The sequence below is a fragment of the Lysinibacillus sp. NPDC094177 genome (genome assembly GCF_050279145.1).
GTDB lineage: Bacteria > Bacillota > Bacilli > Bacillales_A > Planococcaceae > Lysinibacillus.
In genome coordinates, this window is the sequence record NZ_JBNNTW010000003.1 from 347,750 (window position 1) to 367,430 (window position 19,681).

Annotated in this window: 24 protein-coding genes and 1 pseudogene; 18 read left to right on the top strand and 7 right to left on the bottom strand. The window is 32.4% G+C overall.

Going from position 1 to position 19,681, the window contains the following annotated elements:
- The first annotated feature begins 189 nt into the window (after positions 1-189).
- Positions 190-801, top strand: a complete 612-nt coding sequence (locus ACQKNC_RS07815) for a class I SAM-dependent methyltransferase (protein WP_427424277.1) — start codon at positions 190-192, stop codon at positions 799-801.
- Positions 802-806: 5 nt separating this feature from the next.
- On the opposite strand, the pseudogene ACQKNC_RS07820 reads toward ACQKNC_RS07815, so the two are convergent.
- A pseudogene (locus tag ACQKNC_RS07820) lies at positions 807-1,156 on the bottom strand (VOC family protein).
- A gap of 106 nt (positions 1,157-1,262) precedes the next feature.
- On the opposite strand from ACQKNC_RS07820, the gene ACQKNC_RS07825 reads away from it, so the two are divergent.
- Positions 1,263-1,736 (top strand): N-acetyltransferase family protein, encoded by a 474-nt coding sequence (locus tag ACQKNC_RS07825; protein ID WP_427424278.1) that lies wholly within the window; start codon positions 1,263-1,265, stop codon positions 1,734-1,736.
- A gap of 309 nt (positions 1,737-2,045) precedes the next feature.
- Here ACQKNC_RS07825 and ACQKNC_RS07830 read toward each other — a convergent pair whose 3' ends face one another.
- Positions 2,046-2,180 carry a hypothetical protein gene (locus ACQKNC_RS07830; RefSeq protein WP_427424279.1) on the bottom strand — a complete coding sequence of 45 codons (135 nt, stop codon included), beginning with the start codon at positions 2,178-2,180 and terminating at the stop codon, positions 2,046-2,048.
- A gap of 745 nt (positions 2,181-2,925) precedes the next feature.
- On the opposite strand from ACQKNC_RS07830, the gene ACQKNC_RS07835 reads away from it, so the two are divergent.
- The 3 genes from ACQKNC_RS07835 (at position 2,926) to ACQKNC_RS07845 (ending at position 4,572) form a co-directional block, all read left to right on the top strand.
- Positions 2,926-3,462 (top strand): GNAT family N-acetyltransferase, encoded by a 537-nt coding sequence (locus tag ACQKNC_RS07835; RefSeq protein ID WP_427424280.1) that lies wholly within the window; start codon positions 2,926-2,928, stop codon positions 3,460-3,462.
- A gap of 163 nt (positions 3,463-3,625) precedes the next feature.
- On the top strand, positions 3,626-4,207 hold the full coding sequence (locus tag ACQKNC_RS07840) for a DJ-1/PfpI family protein (protein WP_427424281.1): 582 nt from the start codon (positions 3,626-3,628) through the stop codon (positions 4,205-4,207).
- Positions 4,208-4,371: 164 nt separating this feature from the next.
- Positions 4,372-4,572, top strand: a complete 201-nt coding sequence (locus tag ACQKNC_RS07845) for a hypothetical protein (RefSeq protein WP_427424282.1) — start codon at positions 4,372-4,374, stop codon at positions 4,570-4,572.
- 185 nt (positions 4,573-4,757) lie between these two features.
- On the opposite strand, the gene ACQKNC_RS07850 is transcribed toward ACQKNC_RS07845, so the two are convergent.
- Positions 4,758-4,862 (bottom strand): YjcZ family sporulation protein, encoded by a 105-nt coding sequence (locus ACQKNC_RS07850; protein ID WP_427424283.1) that lies wholly within the window; start codon positions 4,860-4,862, stop codon positions 4,758-4,760.
- A gap of 322 nt (positions 4,863-5,184) precedes the next feature.
- Between ACQKNC_RS07850 and ACQKNC_RS07855 the strand changes: the two genes are divergently transcribed.
- Both ACQKNC_RS07855 and ACQKNC_RS07860 read left to right on the top strand, forming a co-directional pair.
- On the top strand, positions 5,185-5,595 hold the full coding sequence (locus ACQKNC_RS07855; RefSeq protein WP_427424284.1) for an NUDIX domain-containing protein: 411 nt from the start codon (positions 5,185-5,187) through the stop codon (positions 5,593-5,595).
- A 15-nt stretch (positions 5,596-5,610) separates the two neighbouring features.
- The gene (locus ACQKNC_RS07860) at positions 5,611-6,258 is read left to right on the top strand and encodes an HAD family hydrolase (protein ID WP_427424285.1); all 648 of its coding nucleotides are present in this window, start codon (positions 5,611-5,613) and stop codon (positions 6,256-6,258) included.
- 376 nt (positions 6,259-6,634) lie between these two features.
- Here ACQKNC_RS07860 and ACQKNC_RS07865 read toward each other — a convergent pair whose 3' ends face one another.
- Both ACQKNC_RS07865 and ACQKNC_RS07870 read right to left on the bottom strand, forming a co-directional pair.
- Positions 6,635-6,823 (bottom strand): aminoglycoside 6-adenylyltransferase, encoded by a 189-nt coding sequence (locus ACQKNC_RS07865; RefSeq protein ID WP_427424286.1) that lies wholly within the window; start codon positions 6,821-6,823, stop codon positions 6,635-6,637.
- Positions 6,824-6,911: 88 nt separating this feature from the next.
- Positions 6,912-7,091 (bottom strand): hypothetical protein, encoded by a 180-nt coding sequence (locus ACQKNC_RS07870; RefSeq protein ID WP_427424287.1) that lies wholly within the window; start codon positions 7,089-7,091, stop codon positions 6,912-6,914.
- A 983-nt stretch (positions 7,092-8,074) separates the two neighbouring features.
- Here ACQKNC_RS07870 and ACQKNC_RS07875 point away from each other — a divergent pair.
- Entirely contained in the window at positions 8,075-8,950 is an 876-nt protein-coding gene (locus ACQKNC_RS07875) for an alpha/beta fold hydrolase (protein ID WP_427424288.1), read from the top strand.
- Positions 8,951-9,039: 89 nt separating this feature from the next.
- Here the strand turns inward: ACQKNC_RS07875 and ACQKNC_RS07880 are convergent, their stop codons facing one another.
- On the bottom strand, positions 9,040-9,237 hold the full coding sequence (locus tag ACQKNC_RS07880) for an N-acetyltransferase family protein (RefSeq protein WP_427424289.1): 198 nt from the start codon (positions 9,235-9,237) through the stop codon (positions 9,040-9,042).
- 390 nt (positions 9,238-9,627) lie between these two features.
- Between ACQKNC_RS07880 and ACQKNC_RS07885 the strand changes: the two genes are divergently transcribed.
- The 3 genes from ACQKNC_RS07885 to ACQKNC_RS07895 all read left to right on the top strand — a co-directional run bounded on the left by ACQKNC_RS07885 (position 9,628) and on the right by ACQKNC_RS07895 (position 12,065).
- On the top strand, positions 9,628-9,807 hold the full coding sequence (locus ACQKNC_RS07885; RefSeq protein ID WP_427424290.1) for a hypothetical protein: 180 nt from the start codon (positions 9,628-9,630) through the stop codon (positions 9,805-9,807).
- 356 nt (positions 9,808-10,163) lie between these two features.
- On the top strand, positions 10,164-11,045 hold the full coding sequence (locus ACQKNC_RS07890) for a GNAT family N-acetyltransferase (protein WP_427424291.1): 882 nt from the start codon (positions 10,164-10,166) through the stop codon (positions 11,043-11,045).
- A gap of 342 nt (positions 11,046-11,387) precedes the next feature.
- On the top strand, positions 11,388-12,065 hold the full coding sequence (locus ACQKNC_RS07895; protein ID WP_427424292.1) for a class I SAM-dependent methyltransferase: 678 nt from the start codon (positions 11,388-11,390) through the stop codon (positions 12,063-12,065).
- Positions 12,066-12,465: 400 nt separating this feature from the next.
- On the opposite strand, the gene ACQKNC_RS07900 is transcribed toward ACQKNC_RS07895, so the two are convergent.
- Positions 12,466-13,086, bottom strand: coding sequence for a LysE family translocator (locus ACQKNC_RS07900; RefSeq protein WP_427424293.1), 621 nt, complete (start codon positions 13,084-13,086; stop codon positions 12,466-12,468).
- Between the two features lie 497 nt (positions 13,087-13,583).
- Between ACQKNC_RS07900 and ACQKNC_RS07905 the strand changes: the two genes are divergently transcribed.
- The 7 genes from ACQKNC_RS07905 (at position 13,584) to ACQKNC_RS07935 (ending at position 19,578) form a co-directional block, all read left to right on the top strand.
- Positions 13,584-14,183 carry a protein kinase gene (locus tag ACQKNC_RS07905; RefSeq protein ID WP_427424294.1) on the top strand — a complete coding sequence of 200 codons (600 nt, stop codon included), beginning with the start codon at positions 13,584-13,586 and terminating at the stop codon, positions 14,181-14,183.
- Between the two features lie 119 nt (positions 14,184-14,302).
- Positions 14,303-14,728 carry a 3-hydroxyacyl-ACP dehydratase FabZ gene (gene fabZ / locus ACQKNC_RS07910; RefSeq protein ID WP_427424295.1) on the top strand — a complete coding sequence of 142 codons (426 nt, stop codon included), beginning with the start codon at positions 14,303-14,305 and terminating at the stop codon, positions 14,726-14,728.
- 619 nt (positions 14,729-15,347) lie between these two features.
- Entirely contained in the window at positions 15,348-16,109 is a 762-nt protein-coding gene (locus ACQKNC_RS07915; RefSeq protein WP_427424296.1) for a glycosyltransferase, read from the top strand.
- A gap of 304 nt (positions 16,110-16,413) precedes the next feature.
- Complete coding sequence (locus tag ACQKNC_RS07920) at positions 16,414-16,887, top strand: hydroxymyristoyl-ACP dehydratase (RefSeq protein WP_427424297.1); 474 nt, start codon at positions 16,414-16,416, stop codon at positions 16,885-16,887.
- Positions 16,888-16,925: 38 nt separating this feature from the next.
- On the top strand, positions 16,926-17,378 hold the full coding sequence (locus ACQKNC_RS07925) for a DinB family protein (RefSeq protein ID WP_427424298.1): 453 nt from the start codon (positions 16,926-16,928) through the stop codon (positions 17,376-17,378).
- 166 nt (positions 17,379-17,544) lie between these two features.
- A complete protein-coding gene (locus ACQKNC_RS07930) occupies positions 17,545-18,291 on the top strand; it encodes a polysaccharide deacetylase family protein (protein ID WP_427424299.1) in 747 nt (248 codons plus the stop codon).
- Between the two features lie 525 nt (positions 18,292-18,816).
- The gene (locus ACQKNC_RS07935; protein ID WP_427424300.1) at positions 18,817-19,578 is read left to right on the top strand and encodes a GNAT family N-acetyltransferase; all 762 of its coding nucleotides are present in this window, start codon (positions 18,817-18,819) and stop codon (positions 19,576-19,578) included.
- Positions 19,579-19,681: the final 103 nt, after the last annotated feature.

Sequence of the window (19,681 nt, forward strand, 5' to 3'; positions counted from 1 at the left end):
AATTTAATGCTACAGTTTACAAATTTTTTGAGATAAACAAAAGACCGGTACTCAATTTGATAATGAGTAATCGGTTTTTTTTAACTCATCGTCAGAGGTTTATTAAATTGGTGATATTTCACAAAAGGAAAATGATTGGATGTATTATAGGATTAAGAGGGATAACTATTGAAGTAGGAGTGAAGACTGTTGAATAATTCTTGGAATAAATTTATATATAAGATTGGTTCTCCAATTTACGATAAGTTCTTTAATTCAGGGAAATTTTTAAATGCTCGAAAACAAATATTTCAATCCATACCATTCAATCATCAACAAAAGATCCTGTTTGTCGGTGTAGGAACAGGAGCTGATTTAGAGTTAATAAATCACGCTAACCTAAATATAACGGCTATTGATTATTCAACTGATATGCTCGGAAAAGCAAAAAAGAAGTTCGAAAATTCTACAATAACATTTTTAGAAATGGATGCTCAAAATATTGAATTTGAAAATGAATCGTTTGATTATGTCATAGCTAGTTTAATCCTTTCGGTAGTACCTGATGCAACTAAATGTTTTCAAGAGATGACAAGGGTTTTAAAGCAAGAAGGGAAAATAATAGTTTTCGATAAATTTGTTCCTAAAAACAAAAAACTGTCTATACCCAAAATGTTGCTAAGACCCATTATAAGCGTATTAGGAACTGATATTGGCCGAAGCTTTGAAGAAATATCACCTGAAAATATAGTAGTGAAAGAAGATACATCTATAATGCTAAATGGGATGTATAGGAAAATAATAATTGCAAAGATAAATTAAGTGTTTTAACATTTGCAAACCATTAAATGGTTCCCATCAGGGTCTTTGAAATTAAACCACTGGTTATGCACAATTTCTGTTGTTAATTCGACATTCTTACCCTTCATATACTCATATGCTTGTTCTATATTGGTAGTATTAAAATGAAAAGTAGGGGTCTTAAATATATTTTCCGCTGAAAAATTCTTACTATCTAACACAATTCCGGTTCCATTCATAGGTACTATATAAAATGACCAAATAATATCTCACCATCTGCTGGTAACTCTAATATATCACTATACCAATTACGTGATTTTTCAATATTACAAACAGGAATAAAAATTGTTCCGACTTGATTTAATATTGGGTTCATAAATTCTACCTCCTAAAAGTAATAATAAGATTAATTTACTGAAGAATTTCATATTGTTTAATACCACGATCTCTTATTAGTATATTAAAATCAGGGGGCTAAAATGATGACAATCAAGGTTTTTATTGCAACAGAAGAAGATTATTTTGCTGTGAATCAGATAGTAAAAGAAGGGCATGAAGAGCATGTGATGGAGGAACCAACGATTTTTAAAAGTGTGGAGTCAGTAATGCCTGAAACCTATTATAATGAACTAATTGTCAACGAAGAGAGTGATATTCTAATTGCGAAGAAAGATGAAATTGTAGTAGGTTTCGCAGTCATAAGTGTTGAAACTTCTCCTCCTTTCGAGTCGCTCGTTCCACGGAAATATGCTTACATACACGATTTTGGTGTAAAAGCTGATCAACAAAGAAAAGGAATTGGAAAAATATTATTTACTGCTTGTATAACTTGGGCTAAAGAAAGGGCAGTTAATTCAATTGAGTTAAATGTTTGGGAATTCAATACGAAAGCAATTGATTTTTATAAACATTTTGAAATGAGTAGCGTAAGTAGAAAAATGAAATTAAACATTTAACGGGGTATCTTGAATAAAAGAGGCAGAATTGTGAGACTATCTTTGTGATGAGACATTTCTGACGCTATTCTATATTATAACTATCCTTAATGTATGAGAAAACATGAAAAAAGGACTTCCGTTAATACACGCAAGCCCTAGAATGGAGGCAAACAATAGTTTCTATAGTTCGATAGCCCATTCTTTGATTTTATTTTAAGTCTTAAAAATCCAACATACATACTTAAGGTGCCCAGTTTGTTTTCCTATTAAAAAGGTATAAGTAGTATCCAACACATTTTATTTTAGTATTTGTGATAATAGGAAACACTACGCACTGGTCCATACTAAAGTTCTTAATAAATAAAACAAGCCAAGACCGGCAATAATCAATAGAACGAATAAAACAATAGCAAAGGCAAAATTTGTACCTGGTGTATTTACGCCATGAGATGGATAACTCAAAACAATCCCCTCCTTATAAAAATTTATAGCAGGATTATTTGAAGAAAGGAAAAGTAATATATATTATAAAAGACTGTAACAAAACCTAACAGCTTTTATAATATATTTACTTTTTTAATATACAGCTATGGGCACTGGGAAGAATTGATTAATGGCGGCTTTCTACTGTTATTTCAAAATGTGGTTCCCATATACCGGCGTCCATTTCTAAATAGTTTGTCTTTTAGATCATTTTGAAATTATTACTATACGCTTGAGTGGGATTACCCACTTCGTCTAGGTCCATATAAGCAAGCGCCACAAATAAGGGCTGATAAGCTACAGCGGGGCATTTGCATCGTTGGTGAAATATAGAATACGGTCCTATCAAATAGGGACAATGCTGTGCGATTAATATTACAGCCACAAACAAATGATACTTCTTTTTTTCTTTATACTATGTTGTACAGAGTAATGAACTCAGGGCCAATCACCTTATGTATGGTGGAATTAATCCTGAAGTAATGATAAATTAGTTCAGCGCTACAAGTTGAGGATAACATCTTAAGAAGTTGATTAGATCGAGAGACCATTTCATTATCAATCTATTAAGAGCTATTTTGTATTTTCATTTTCATTAGTGTAGGAATCGCCCACGGCCAAGTTAAAAACATAGTAATATAAAATATTAAAAAAATTAGTTATGCATCTCTCTTTTTATTAGATAGAATTAAATAATACCTTATTTGGAAGTGGAGTGATGAAGATGTTTCCTATTTTAGATACTGAACGATTAGTGTTAAGAGAACTTACTGAACATGACGCCCAAGATGTTTTAAATTGCTTTTCTAATGCGGATGTATTACGCCATTATGGGCAGAATCCATTAACAAGTTTAGAGCAGGTTAAACAAATCATTAACAATTTTTCAAAGAATTATGATGAAAAACGTGGTATAAAATGGGGAATTGCATTAAAAGGCCAAGAAGGAATTATCGGTACTATTGGTTTTCAAGAATGGTCTACTGAGCATAAAAGAGCTGATATCAGCTATGCACTTTTTCCTGAGAGCTGGGGAAGAGGTTATGCAAAGGAAGCTGTTAATAGAGTGCTATCATTCGGCTTTCAAGAAATGGATTTAATGCGTATTGGTGCTATTGTATTTACTGAAAATGAAGCTTCCAATAAATTATTAACCAAATTAGGCTTTGAAAAAGAAGGGATATTAAAAAATTATATGCACCAAAATGGTGTTCCGTATGACACTAATATCTTTTCTTTAATAAAGGTTAAAACATCATAAAATGGCCAGGACCAAGATAGATTAATTTCTGTCTTGGTTTTTATCATTTAAAACGATGAAATATAAGTGATCCCTCGCTGAAATAAATATTCGAACCCCCTTAATATTCTTAAAATTGATATAATAGGAATGTTTAATTATTTAAATAATGGAGGATTAGGAAATGAAGATTGCTATTGTTTGTTTCGATAATTTCACTGATATAGATGTTTTTTTACCTTGGGATTTATTAAATCGTGTACGTTTAGTTGGTGGAATTTCAGATTGGAATGTTCAGCTATTAGGAACAGAAAAAACTCAAATATCTATGTCAGGTTTACGGATACCGATGACAGGGAACATATCTGAGATTCCATTTGCTGATGCTGTAATATTTGCAAGTGGAAAGGGAGTGCAAGATTTATATCGAAATCAAGAATACCTTAACAAGATACATTTAGATCCTAAAAGACAACTAATAGGCTCTATGTGTTCAGGTGCGTTGCTACTAGGAGCGAAAAATTTATTAACTGGTAAAAGAGCTACAACATATCCAACTGTAGTAGAGCAGCTTAAAGCATTTGATGTAGAAGTAATTGAACAAAGTTTTGTCAACGAAGGAAATATTTCGACTGCTGCAGGTTGTTATGCGGCACAAGATTTAGTAGCTTGGATAATAAGGACCCTAGTTAATGAAGAAATGGTTGATACAGTACTTGAATCTGTTCAACCAGTAGGTAAGGGTTTATATTTCCAAACCCAGTGAGTTGTTTATGATAGTGAGAAAATAATCGAAATTATAAGTGAAATGCTCGTTTCCAAAACAAACACTTTTAGTACTAATAAAAAGGATGAATTCAAATTATTTCAAGACCGTGAATAAACATTTACTTATTACTAAATATTTGAAAAAAGGGGGAAGAGGAGAAAATGGATGGAAATATGAAGAGTATAAAAAAGTATGGATTTGGAATATTTACAATTGTCCTAATCGCAATTGGATTATTAATATTAATAAACGGTGTTGAATCAGCAGATGAGTACTTAAGTAATACAATGGGTGGAAGCATGGATACAGAAAGTTTCCTAATAATAAAATCCATTATTTCTTTAGATATACTAGCAATCTAAAAGATCTTTTTTAGTTGAATGTATTGAGTTGCTCTATTTTCGTCCATCAAACATGAGCAACTCGCTGCGAAAAAAAAGGGTCACCGGAGGAAAATGACCCTTAGTAATTCATTTAGAAGGTTAGGGATAAATTTGTAATGCTTTAGGTGAAATATGAGCACTTGTGATATTGGCGGTGTCGTTTTTTAGTATCTAATGAAAGTAGCGCCAACGATAATCAAAAGAATAAATAATACTACAATTAGGGCAAAAGCGGACCCTGTGCCGTAACCATTACCTGAACAGCTCATAACTACGTCCCTCCTTTCTACAATCTATAATATGTAGAGCAGTAAAAAGGAGAGAAGGTAATCAACTAACTTAAAGAAATAAATTATTACAATAAAGATAAAAAAACCTCTCTGATAAAGGTGACCCCGAAATTAGGAAGTAATAGTATAAAATAACTCTATGTTCACTATTACAACAAATATTAGAGTATTATAGTTATGATTCATCTAATCAATAACAAGGATAAAATATCCCTCAGTTATGTGTTTCAATTAATTTTACTATTGTTTTTAGATCAATAGCTTTTGATAAAGGGTAATCTTAATAGTGGAGGAAATATATATGGAAATAGAGAAACTACCAAAGGTTGGCGTGGGAGCAGTTATCCTAGATAACGCTAACAAAATTTTACTAGTTTTACGTAAAAAAGCACCTGAAGCAGGTTGTTGGAGCTTACCTGGTGGCAAGGTTGACTACATGGAAACAATAGAAAATGCGATCATACGTGAAATAAAGGAAGAGCTTGGAGTGGACATCGAAATTACACAGTTAGTATGTGTGACCAACCATATTATTCAATCAGAAGATGTACATTATGTCGCACCTACTTTCACTGCCCGTATTACGAATGGGGAAGTACAAAATAGAGAGCCACATGCTTTGGAGAAAGTGCAGTGGTTTTCAATAAATGATATCCCAGAAAACATTACAATGACAACAGAATATGCTCTGAAACAGTTAAAGCTTTTGTGATTTTTAGGAGGAATTATGGATACAATTTTATTTGATCTGGATGGTACACTGCATGACTCTGAAAGTTGTTACATTCAAGCTTGCTGTGCCAGCTTAGAAACATTTAAGAAGAATAAACTATCGGATAAAGAAAAAAATTATTTGATTGGGAAACCGATTACTAGAATTATCGATGAATGGTTTAGTGATCAAAAAAACGAGGTGTTAGAATCCTTTTTTGAACACTATGAAATGTTTAACAATCAAGTGCAAAAATATAACGGTGTTTACGAAGTATTAACTGAATTAAAGAATAGAAAGGTGACAATGGGCATTGTATCGTCCAAATATAAAAAATATATTGTCCAGGAATTGTTAAATACAGAACTCTATCCATTTTTCGATGTTATTGTAGGGCTCGATGATTGTGAAAAGCATAAGCCCAATCCTGATCCTTTATTAAAAGCCGTTAATGAATTACAAATTGAGCTAAAGAATTGTCTTTATATTGGGGATCAGCCCACAGATATTTTTGCTGCTAATGCGGCTGGTATAATGAGCTTTGGTGCATTATGGGGAGAAGGCAATAAAGATATATTAGTAGGTGCATTTCCTACAGGTATATTACATAAGCCGGAAGATATATTAGCCATTCATCGACATATAGTATTCGATAATCATTAAAATCACCAGGTACTCCAATTAGAGTACTGGTGATTTTTAACTTCTTCCAGCACGTGCTTTGGTAGCGTAAGCGAAATGACAGCTACATATGTCTTCTGTAACGTAAGTGAAACGGCAGTTACAAATGTTTTTACTGTACCTAAAGTGTAACGTGAACGGTTCTTTCTTCCAACATCTCATGAACACCTTCTTTTCGGTAATATGGAAGTAAGTGTGTAGCACAAATCTTTCATCATATATTGTACGATATTGACTACCTAAAATTTGATCGATAGGAAGACAATAGATCAATCCGGTTTCCGTCCACAAAAAGCATAAGTTACGCATATGATTGATCAAAGTCCACATGATAAAATTGATCGTTTTTGTTATGTTCTTAATCATCAGTAAGTCTCAATGACGTATCTTTAATAAACGAAGGGATTTCGGTGACAACGTAGACGATATCTAGAAATATATCCTTTGGAGCATTTAGATTTGTTCTTGAACCGTTCATAATGACCGCTCTAATTCGGTCATCTTTTCTAGCCCATTTTAAATTAAACATTTGATTATCTGTTCTCAATAAAAATCATGTTAAAATTATTGAGGTATATTTGGAAAGTACGTAATGAAGAAACAGATAACCTTAATTAGTTATCTGTCTTTATTAATCATTTTGCAAATGGATCTTCCGATTCATATAGAAAACTTTTCTCAAGATTTTCTTTTGTTTCGGCATTGACGGTTTTTTCTTTTGCTTCTGCTTGTTCACTAGCTGGAGCTTCGTCATGTGAAGAACAAGCAGTTAGTAGGAATGCTACCATTGCTCCTATATACAAGAATTTTTTCATTGCTATAACCTCCATTATTGTTTGGTTACGTTTTAGATTGCGCAATTACACTTAGAATATTACGGAAATGACAATGATAAATTTTGCTTTTGTAACAAAAAATGAAAAATGAACGTTGAACAATAAAAGGGGGAAAAGGCGTGAAAAGAATATTGGGTTTCATCACAATTTGTGTAATGATATTAGTAGGTTGCTCACAGAAGGAATCCAACGCATAATTCAACAGGATAAAAACTCGAATCTTGTTGGAGAAGTTCTAGCCAAGGAAAATGAGTGAAAAGAAAGCGAGTATTTTACATCTGGAAATTTAACCTTGATTGGTGAACCGCAATTATTAGGATTCACGCATAGTAAAGAGGAAAAAATATTTGCTAGCAAAACTGAAAATACGGCTGGCACTTTTGGGGAGAGGGCGACAAAATAGGAGACTTTCTTAATGTAAAGGGTACCTACCAATTAACGCATAAAGCAGTTAAGTTGGTTAAAGATGTTAAGTTACTTGGACCGAACAGCGGGGCAGATAACCATGCTTCTACAAATATGACTTTTCCAATAGGCGGTATGTGGATGCTGGATGCCTATATTGATGGGAAGTTATTTGGTAGTGTTTATGTAAAAGTGGAGAATTGAATAGCTTTATAGTTACGTTTAGCAATTGAAAAATACCAGGCAATCCAGAGAGATCCTGGTATCTCACTATTTTCTAAGGTCTATTGATAATTTATAGTTTGCATGCTTATTTAAATCGACTAGAATTCAATCTAATACACCGTTTCACGGGAATCTACATTCAAGAAGATAGCAATTATATGGAAGCGGTCAATCATTGGACATTATCAAGAGCGGTTTTAAGAAGCTTTATCAACGAAAGAAGAGTTGCTGCTCATGTATTTGTGCCGGAGAATGGTGAAAAATACATATTTTAAATAAAAAGCGATTTTAATTATAGCTAAATCTTGTAAAATTAGTGTAGGAGGGGTCTTATGAAGCATTCTATTTATAACAGTGAAAAAGGTAGATTGGCTATTTTAAAGCACTATGAACAGTATTTAAATTCATTTGATTTTGAAGTTGAAAGAGCTTTTGTGGATACATCCATTGGAAAAACACATGTGCTAATAGCGGGTCCAAAAGAAGGGAAGCCATTGTTTGTTTTTCAAGGTGGGAATTGCATTAATCCGATGACATTATCCTGGTTTAAGCCGCTAATACAAAAGTATAGAATTTATGCGCCGGATACGATTGGTCATCCAGGATATAGTGAGCAAAAGAGAATTTCAGCAAAAGATAATAGCTTTGCACAATGGATAGCTGAGTTGATGGATTATTTTAATATTAAGAAATGTGCTTTCTTAGGGCCATCGTACGGAGCGGGTATCATTTTAAGGTTAGCTACCTATATGCCAAATAGGATTGATTGTGCTGTGCTTGTTTCTCCTGCTGGATTAAAACTTGGCTCCAAAACGGAGATGATTCAACATATCTTATTCCCTTTGCTGTTGTTTAAAAATTCTTCGTCAGCCAAGTATCTTGAGAAAATTACCGATAGAATGTCTGCCAATTGCATGAAAGAGATGGATCGGCAGATTATTGGAGATATTTTTCGTTATGTCAAATTAGAGCAAGAGATGCCTAAATTAACAGTTAGAAAAGAATTAGAAAATTATGTTTCACCTACATTAATTATCGCTGGAGAACAGGATATTTTCTTTCCGGAAAAGAAAATAAAAAAAAGAGCTGAACAAGTCATACCAAATTTGACTATTTTTCAATCATTTAATATGGGACATTTCCCTTCAGAGGATTATTTAGAAAAAATAAATAACGTTATTATTGGTTTTTTTAATAAACATTATTGATTGTTTTTTAGAGAGAGTCCCATAGAGGATGCTCTTTTTATAGAAAAACAGACAACATTAGTTATCTGTTTTTCCAGTTTGTTCAGTTTTTAATATTCTAAGCGCATAGTATGGCACATTTCTTTAAATCCATGTTTGTTATACAAGTTAATAGCGCCAATATTTTCTGCTAATACATTTAACTCCAAGTAGTCTAGTTTACGATTTATTGCCCATTTTTTTGCCTCTAGTAACAATACTGACCCAATGCCTTTGCTTTGGTATTGACCTCCAACAATTACATCCATTATATATGCATAACTATGCTGAACGATACAAGAATAAGGAGGAGTTAAATTCTTGAATTAGCAAAAAGCCAACGATACTGTTATCTATTTCAGCAATAAAAATATTTTTCTTCCGAAATTGTGCTTTTAAGAAACTCCACATGTGATGCTTTTAGCCTTCGTTCCTCTATCGCTAATCCCCAAGGAGTCCCCCAGTCTCCACTCCAATCAACTATATGCATGACATAAGTTTTAACAAATGTCATCCACAACATTTGGTGATGATCCTAATATGTGTAAAAAGAGGGGCTTTTAAAAAAACTCATAAAGCTGACCCAGTATAAACCGCATAGGATATCCAATACTAATGCTGTTTTAAACTATTTAAAAGTGAAAGGAGGCAAATCATCAGTGAGATTTTTAACATGGGGAATTATTGGTGCCGCTACTATTTATGGTGTGGTGAGACACTTTGGGATGGCAAATGTCGACAACACACAACCAATGGTACAATCTAATCAGCAAGGCACGACACCAGTACAATTAGTAGCAAACAGCAATCCACTTACCGCAAATACACCAAAACAATAATGCAATAACTAGCTTATAGACTTGTATCTGTTATTGGTCTATAAGCTTTTACATAAAAATTGTAATAGTGAGCTAAAACCTTATATTATTATTTACAAAAGTATCCATAAAAATGTTGTGATAAATTAAACTGATATGATGTTTGTGGTGAGAAGTATTAAGTGCTTTTGAAATTCTATTGGTGAATATAGCTTATAAAGGCACTTTTTCAGTTTGTCCAATTGCCTGTCAGGTGGGAGAGATTTATTTTGAACTTAAATTTGACTAAGAGAAGGATTTCTTCTTGTAGTCTTTTTTGTATTTCAGAAGAAGAGATTTTACTTAAAATAAAGCAAATCCAGGAAAGGTGCGTATTAATGACAAATTATCAATTAGTATATGATTACAAGGACAATCAAAAATATAGAGAAAGTTTCAATGAATTAGCAAAGTTAGTTTTTGATTTAGATTTTAGGCAATGGTATGAAAAAGGATGCTGGAACGATCAATATATCTGTTATTCATATATGGATGGAGAAAAAATTATTGCCAATGCATCTATAAGTAAAATGACTGTCATTGTAAACGGTAAAGAATACAAAGCAATTCAAGTTGGAACAGTAATGACACATCCGGATCATCGAAATAAAGGCTTAGCAAGAAAATTAATGGATGCCATCATTGATAAATATGAGAAGCAATACAAATTCATCTATTTATTTGCGAATGAAACAGTCCTTGATTTTTATCCGAAATTTGGGTTTTCACGAGTACAAGAAAGTAGATATTTCTTAAATGCTGTTGGCTTAAAGAGAAAATCAAATGGGACGGCGGTCCGAAAATTAGATGTTGAAAATTTAAACGATTTTTCTTTATTGAAATTGTATGCGAAGGAGAGAATTCCAACATCGTCGATTTTAGGTGTGAAAGATAATGAAAGTTTACTTATGTTCTATTTTCTTATTGCATTTCCTCATTCAATTTATTTTATCGAAGAAGAAGACGTTATTGTTTTGTTCGAAAAAAAGGATAAGGAATTGCATATTTTTGATATTGTTAGTCGCTGTAAAATTGATATAGCAGATGTTTTAAGCTATATTACATCCCCGGATATAAAAAGGATTATTTTTCATTTTATTCCTGATTGTAAGTATGCGGAATCTGAAATTATAGAAGTTGAGGACGATGTTTTGTTTATTCGACCTATGATAAATTTCGGGACAAAGCAACCTTTATTTCCATTAACATCACATTCATAATTTCAGAATAAAGTTGAATTACTTCTCAGCTATTAGATGCACATATCGACTTTACAACATGAAATGTACCGGTCTTTTTACCACAGAAAAACATTAATAATATATGCGATTTATGCGATTATAAACAAATACAATCAATACTTTTAGAAAATCTAATATTTCTAATGAACATAAACTACTTAAGGAGGACAGTTACATACAATTAATAAAGGTTTATACATGAATTTCATTATAAATAAAAAGGTATTGATGTTATAATATGGAAATATAAAAACGGGTCATTTTATTGAAAACACTAAGTATTGCTTTTCGTATGCAGGGTAGGAAAGGAGGTCAAGATAAATGAAAATTACTATGCGATATGGGGTTGACGCTCCGTTTTGGGTTGCCTTTTTAATTATTATCGGGCTGGTATTTACGTCTTTGGGTGTGTTTGGTTCAGTCAATGGGTTTGTAATGGGCTATGGTTTGATTTGTCTTGTGACGGGCCTATGGATGTTTACATATTCAACAACAATTAAAATCGCACATAGAAAGGTGATTTTGAGCCTTGCACAAGCTAAATCAGGCGATGAACTTCTTGATGTGGGAACAGGTCGTGGACTTTTAGCTATTTCCGCATCTCAAAGGGGTTGTAAGGTGACAGCCACTGATGTTTGGTCAAAATGGGATTTAGGAGGGAATGGAAAAGCTAAACTCCAAGCTAATATAGTTGCTGAAAGTGTGGCAGAAATCGACATCGTGGATGCAGACGCTCGAGAACTTCCATTTTCGGACGGAAGTTTCGATGTTGTTGTCTCAAACTTCGTAGTCCATAACATTAAAAGTGTAGAAGGAAGAAGGAAGGCGATTTTAGAAATGTGGAGAGTTTTAAGCCCAAATGGTCGATTAGTCATTTCTGATTTCAGTAAAACAGCTGAATACATTCAAATATTGAATTCAGTTTCCAATCGCGTTGAAATAAAGCAATTTTTTTATACATTTCCGTTTTCAAAAGCTGTTGTTGTGCAAAAGAGTTAAGATATCAATAAACAAAAAAGATGTATTTACTAAAAGGTTCATATAACAGGGGCAGAAAATGGAAATGATGATTATGCTGGTTGGACATTAAGTTGGTTTAAGTTTGACGAGTTATTTATACAAGCACACAAGGAACTATTTAACAAAAAGGTGAATTGCAAGTTATTATTTTATATTTTTTGTATTGGGGCAATTAGAGACTTAATCTTATTTTTCAACGGAAATTATATAATCAATTTATTCAGCTAACGACCAGATTGCGGAATAAAGAAATACAGCTTATAACATTAAAAGCACAGAACTCTCTGTGCCTTTTTACCTTCTATCTCATAACCTCCAGCATTGGAGATAGAAAAAGGGAGAGCACGTTTTATCGTGTTCTCCCTAAGAAATTATAATACTATCTACTTTGAGTTTGAAGGGCTAATTTAACACCTAGCCCTATATAAACGAAACCGACAGCCTTTTCAAGCCAACGAGAACCATTGTTTGATGTTTTCGTAAAGATTTTTTCGCCAATAAAGCTTGTAATAATAGCTAACAAAATAGTATATAAAGCACTCATCACAACAAATGTAATTCCTAAAATCAACAATTGTACAGTGATGGATTGGCCATTAGGTTGAACAAACTGTGGTAAAAACGCTAAGAAAAATAATGCAGTTTTTGGATTTAATATTTCCGCTAAAAAACCTTGTCGGAACGAAGTACTTGCCGGACTTTGTTCAACAGTTGGTTTTTCTATTTTTTGTGGTTTTGTTAGTAGCATTTGAATACCTAAATAAACAAGATATGCAACACCAATATATTTCACTACTTCAAACGCAGTTGCAGACTTCATTAAAATTGCTGATAAACCTAATACAGCAGCTGACGTATGGACTAAGTCACCTAGTCCAATTCCTAGTGCCGTGAAAATACCGTTCTTTTTACCACCTTTCAACGTTTGCGTAATGGTAATGATAACAGCGGGACCAGGAATTAAAAATAAAAGAAGAACTATTGCAATAAAAGATAACATGTTTACCCATCCTATTCTAATAAACTAAACATTCAGTAAGAGAATAATAAAATTGACTTAATGAATGCAAGAAATATTATATTCTATCTTCTGTAGGACTGTCGATAATGAAATTCTAAAAAGTAACTATTTATAAAAATCAGAAAATTATTTGTTGATATTTGTATAATATTATATATTATTGGATTATAGTGAAAGGATTTAGGTGAGAAATTGAACACAAAGAGATGCGATTTATCTTTGGTCATACATATTATTTTAATAGTTTTCATTATGATCATTGGTATGTATTGCTTAAAAACTGAAGATTTTACTATGTTGCCTTTTTTACAGATTTTGTTAGTGCTTAACTTTATCATAATAGGCTTTCGAGAATGGAAAAGAGGGAAAAAAACGTATGTAAGCCTACTCTATTTCGGTGTTGCGATTTTTATATTACTTGTTTTTGTAATATCTTTTTTTGATTAGTAGGAAATAGTTCATAGGGAGGGGTTACAATGAAGAATATTATTGAAATCGTTAGAAACGTAGATCAACTAATGGTTCCGCAAAATTTTGTTGGGATAGGTTCTACTAGAAAGGTGTTTCGTTTTAAAAATTGGGTCATAAAAAAGCATCTACATGAAATTGGTTTTATACAAAGTCAAAATGAGCAAAAAATTCATCATGCATTAAAAGAGAAAGGATTAGCCAATTACGTAGCTCCTATTTTGTATTTGGATGAAAAAATCTCAATACAACCATATGTTCAAGCATTACCTTTAGTGAATGGTGAAAAATTTGACATAGATTTTAAAACTGATTTGCGTATATCCGCTAATTTAAAGGCAGCAATCGAAGAAATTGATCGAATTCATGATGGATTTGACTTTTTAGATAGCAGTAATTATGGCGAAGATGAGCATGGTCAATTGATGTTATTAGATTATGGCATGACGAAAAATTTATATGAAACAAAATGGGTCCCTCTCGCAGAAGCGGGCGTGTTACCACAAATTTATTTTGAGCCATGTACAAAATGTGGTGTAGAAAAAGAGCTTAGAATTTATGGTGAAAATGATATGGATAGAAGATGTTACGAATGTGGTAAAGAGTAGCAGTATTTCTAGTATGTTATTTTTTACAAGTCATATCTTAGGGATAAGGCTTTTTTAATAGTACCAACTACTAACATTTAGTGTTAGAATTAGGTGACAAATCCTTTGGAGGTTATTAAATGTTAGATATTCAACAAATACAAGAAGTATTAAGACATCGTTACCCATTTCTTTTAGTGGATAGAGTTTTGGAATTAGAGGAAGGCAAGAGCGCTGTAGCAATTAAAAATGTGACGATAAATGAAGAATTTTTTAATGGACATTTTCCTAATTATCCAGTAATGCCTGGCGTGTTAATTGTAGAGGCTTTAGCTCAAGTAAGCGCAATTATTATGCTTACTAAAGAAGGGAATCAAGGTAGACTTGGATTACTAGCAGGTATTGATAATTGTCGCTTTAAAAAACAAGTTAAACCTGGTGATCAACTGCGTCTTGAAGTGGAAATTACTCGCTTAAAGGGTGCCATTGGTAAAGGACGTGGAGTTGCAACGGTTGACGGAGAAATAGCTTGTGAGACAGAGCTTATTTTCGCATTTGGAAGCTAAGTCCATCTGATTTTAGAGAAGCTGAGACAAAAGTGTTTCAGCCAACAAAATACCGAACTATCCAATGAAACGCTCATAAAGTGTTTCGGAATAGTTCGGTTTTTCTATTTATCGTGTTTTGTTAATTTAGAGATTATTCGGCTTTATGAAGGAACCATTTAGTTATGTCCCAGCCTCTTTGTTCTTTGTTTAAAGGATTCTAAAATATTCGTTGAACAATTTAATAAACGGATGAATCTAAATGGAGGTGATTACATGAATCATCATATAGACCTTTATACAGCCCTTGTATCATGCAATTCCTCATCCTCACAAACATCAAATTTTTAAACGGACAATGCAAGGGGATTACAATGTGGCTACTGTACAGGTATATTTATTTTCTCAACTGTAGTTTTCATCTCGAGCAGATCAAATAAAAATAGTTCTAATGAAAATAATCCAAAAATAAAATAACACAAGAGTTGATAATTACAAAAATCAACTCTATTTTTTTGCCTAAATTGTGAATGTTGTTCCGAAATATCCATAAAAAACCAAAATAAAAAATTCAAATGGAATATATGAATGTATACTTTAATTAAAATAACAAGAGATAATTATTAAGGGGAGATTTTATATGTCGGAAAACACACCATTTGTAAAAAATGTTCCTGATGAAGATGTGAAATTTTCTGTTATCATACCTGCTCATAATGAAGAAAATTATTTAGGTGAGTGTTTAAAGTCAATTGCAAAGGCTGCACAACCTTATAAAGATCAAGTAGAAGTTATCGTTGTGCTAAATCGTTGTACCGATAAAACGAAAGAAATTGCACAGTCCTACAATTGCGTGACATTAGAAAATACCGATAAAAATTTATCCAAAATTAGAAATGCTGGAGCTGCGTTAGCGAAAGGTGATATTCTCATTACAATTGATGCTGATACTCGAATGACAGAACACATGCTATCTGAGGTTGAAAAGCACCTAGCTTCCAATCAATTTATTGGAGGCGGCGTGAACGGAAATTTTGAAAGAATGTCTTTAGGTATAGTAGTATCTTCCATGCTATTAATTGTTCCTTTATTGATTAAGTATGGTTTTATTTCTGTAGGGATCTTTTGGTGTTATAAAAAAGACTTTCAGGCAATAAAAGGTTTTAACGAAAATATGTTAATGGCAGAAGATGCTGATTTTGCTAAACGTTTAAAACAATGGGGCAAGAAGAACGGTAAAAAATACGGAACGATTAAAAATGGAATGATTACTTCGTGCAGACGATTTGATCATTATGGAGACTGGATGTTACTTAAACGTCCTGATATGCTTTTAGCTTATTTAAAAGGTAATAATGAAAAGGCTGCTAATGAAGCTTACTATGATGACCAAGCAAGATAATAAAAGCTCAAATGACTCATTTTCCAATTTGAAATTCATTTAGACCACTTCGTTGCACTAAAACGGGTGGTTTTTATGTGTAGTTTTTTGGAATTTCTAAAAAACGGAATGATATTACGAAAAGTTCTCCACAGATACTAAACAACAATAAAATTTTGTCGAAAATAACATACAACCTTTCCGTTCCTTCATATACTTGTATTGTCTGAAAGATTTAAAGGTGACTATGTTTTGACTATAAACAAGCTTTCTATTCATAATACGGTCATTAAATCAGGTAATCCACTATGAGAGGATGAGGGGTTTGAAGCATCCCGGCACAAATGTTTTTGAAAATAAAGAGGAACTATTCATACCTGAAAAAGCATTAGATAAAGATTTTTGTGATCGATTAGTGAAAAAAATCCATAAAAATATACTGAATGAAAATATAGCAAACGATGTTTATATGTCATATTTCGTGATTTTTGATCAACAATATAAATTGAAAGAAATTCGATATTTACTTGATCTTTTAAAATTGCAAGCAAATGAAATTATTAGATCTAAACCAGTTTATATTACATTATGTGGTGTTATCCTATCATTGATTACAATAATTGCTTCTGCCATCAATACTAAACTGATGATTGGGATCTCACTTGTCCAAATCGTTGCTTTAGCAGTTTTGAGTTTTAATGTAGCTGTATTGTTTATTTCCTATAAAATTGAAAAAGAATATAAAAAAATATACGAAGTCATTAAATTAATAGACTATTATTTAAGTTTTTATAAGTAGGACAAATCAGTCCTTATAAAACAATGGGAGTGGGAAATATGCAAAGTACTATTGATCAATTAGATTTATGGGTAAATACGGTCCCTGAAGAATTCCGTAAAATGTCTGAAACAGAGATTTCACAACGACCATCACCTCAAAAGTGGTCAAAAAAAGAGATATTAGGCCATCTTTGCGACTCTGCCATTAACAATTTGGGAAGGTTTGTTAAAATACAATACAATATGGAACCCTTAATACTAACGCCTTATGATCAAGTTCAGTGGGTAAAAATCCAAGGATATCAAGAATTACCGATTGATGAAGTATTGGAATTATGGGTGAGCTTAAATAAAAAAATTATAAATGTTCTTAAAAATATCCCTAAAGAAAATCTAACCCTTAAATGTGGTTTTGAGAGTAATGAACTCATGACTCTAAAATGGCTTATTCAAGATTATCTGGAACATTTGGAACATCATTTAAAAAAACAGATTTTAATAAAACTCTAGGACGTGCCTTCAAAGATAACATTTAGCTACAATCTGTAAATTTTCGGATGATTCGCTTCTTTTTAGCTTCAAAGAATACACAGTAACAAAAAATCAAAAAAGAGCATTTTTTTTATCATTCCTCAAATAATAAGGTACTAAATATTTTATTTGAGGAAGTGAAGATTTGAAAAAATGTCTGTTTTTGTTGTCTGTTTGCCTTTTAACTATTTCCTTTTATTATGTAAAAGCTGGCGCAGCAACATATGAAAATAAAGGAAGAAAGTATTATGAAGAAGCAGGACAAATTGTTTGGGAGATCAAAACGGATGAAAAAATTGTTGCTCTTACCTTTGATGATGGGCCACATCGAAAGTACACATCTCAGATTTTAGATGTATTAGACAAATACAATGCGAAAGCAACTTTTTTTATTGTTGGTCAAAATGCAGAAAAAAATCCTGAGGTAATAGCAAGAATGTATAACGAAGGACACGAACTAGCTAATCATACATTTTCGCATCCCCTAAGAACAAATGTCTCTAATTTACTTAAGGAGATAAACCAAACGAATGATACCATTCAGAACATCACAGGATTTAAACCTACTTTATTCCGACCTGTTGAAGGCCAGTATTCGGATGCAATGATTGAAGCGATTGCTAAAGAAGGATATAAAGTTGTTATGTGGTCATGGCATTTAGATACTCTAGATTGGAAAAGTCCAGGTACGAATAGAATTGTTGACACTGTCTTAAACGGTGTAAAAGAAGGAAATATAGTTCTTTTCCATGATGGAGGCGGAAATCGACATCAAACTGTGAAAGCAATGGAAAAAATAATACCTGAACTTGAAAGACAAGGATATCGATTTGTCACAGTTTCTGAATTACTCCAAGTGCAAAGTAATAAAGGCAATAGCAAAAATAAATAAGTATCAGTAGTGTTTAAACTACATCTATATGTGTCATTTACAAAATATTCTATTAGTTATTCCCATAAAGTAGGGTTGGCTGGGAGCTTTACTAGGGACGTCAGGGCAATAAATGTTTTCTGTGCGAAAGCGGAGTGCAACGCAGCGGCAGTAGCAGGATGTTAGGTAAGAAGGTGTTATTACAGGATGTAAGCGCCCAGCCTCCACTCCAATGAACTAATTCTAATACATGTATAACAAATAGCATCTTCTGTTTCTGATGATGAGAAAATATATACTTTTTCAATTTCAGTTTATACCAATTTAGTCTTGCTTAAAGTACACAAAATTCAATAAATTATTTTCCATTGAGAAAATCGGGCTAAAGTGTAATTAGCCTGATTTTTTTATTTCTATAAATGATTTTTCCATTTCACTTATTATAATAATTTTTCACATTCACTTTAGTACAGCCCTTTCTTCTTAAGTGACTTAAAACGCTTAAACAAAAAAAGGTATAATTACCTTAATAGGAGGGGATTGGCATTGTGTAAGATTGAATTAGTAGAAATTAATAATGAGCTTTTAGAAGGTATTGGGAGTTATTGTCTTAGAAGTAAGAAGAAATCATCTGGATATTTAAATAAGAATAAATGGCTGAACAATAGATTCGAAGAAGGCATGAAATATGTGCAAGTAATCGACAATAAAAAACAAGTAGGCTTTATTGAATATACAGAAGCTGAATATTCCTCAAGAGTGGTTCATGCCGATGGTTATTTAGTGATTCATTGTTTATGGGTAAGTGAAATCGGGAAAGGTTATGGTACTCGATTAATCAATAAATGTTTAGAAGATGCAAAAAAGCTCGCAAAAAAAGGTGTTGTTGTTATTTCGAATTCAAAAACATCTTGGGCGCCAAGTAAAGAGATTTTTATGAACAACGATTTTCAACTTATTGATACGGCGCTATATGATTTTGAATTACTTGTCTACCCATTGAGTAACGAATCCAAACAGCCATATTTTCCGAATGACTGGGAAGAAAGATTAAAAAAATTTAGCAACTTAACGATTTTACGTTCATTCCAATGTCCATATGTCGAAATTGCAACAGAAAATATTATAGCTGGTGCAAATAAATTGAATATACCGGTTGAACTTATTGATCTTAAAGATAGAGAAGAGATGATGCAACTTTCACCAACCCCGTATGGTATTTTTTCTGTCATTTATAAGGGGCAGCTTCTTACTTTTCATAGGCTAACAGTACATTCTGTTATAAAAAAATTAAGAGAACTTACATAAAAACAGCTCAGTTCAAACCAAACTAAACATTAGTAAATTTTAAGTGTGAATATGTGGTTATTAGGGTATTTAATATATAGTAAATTTAATATCTATCTTTAAT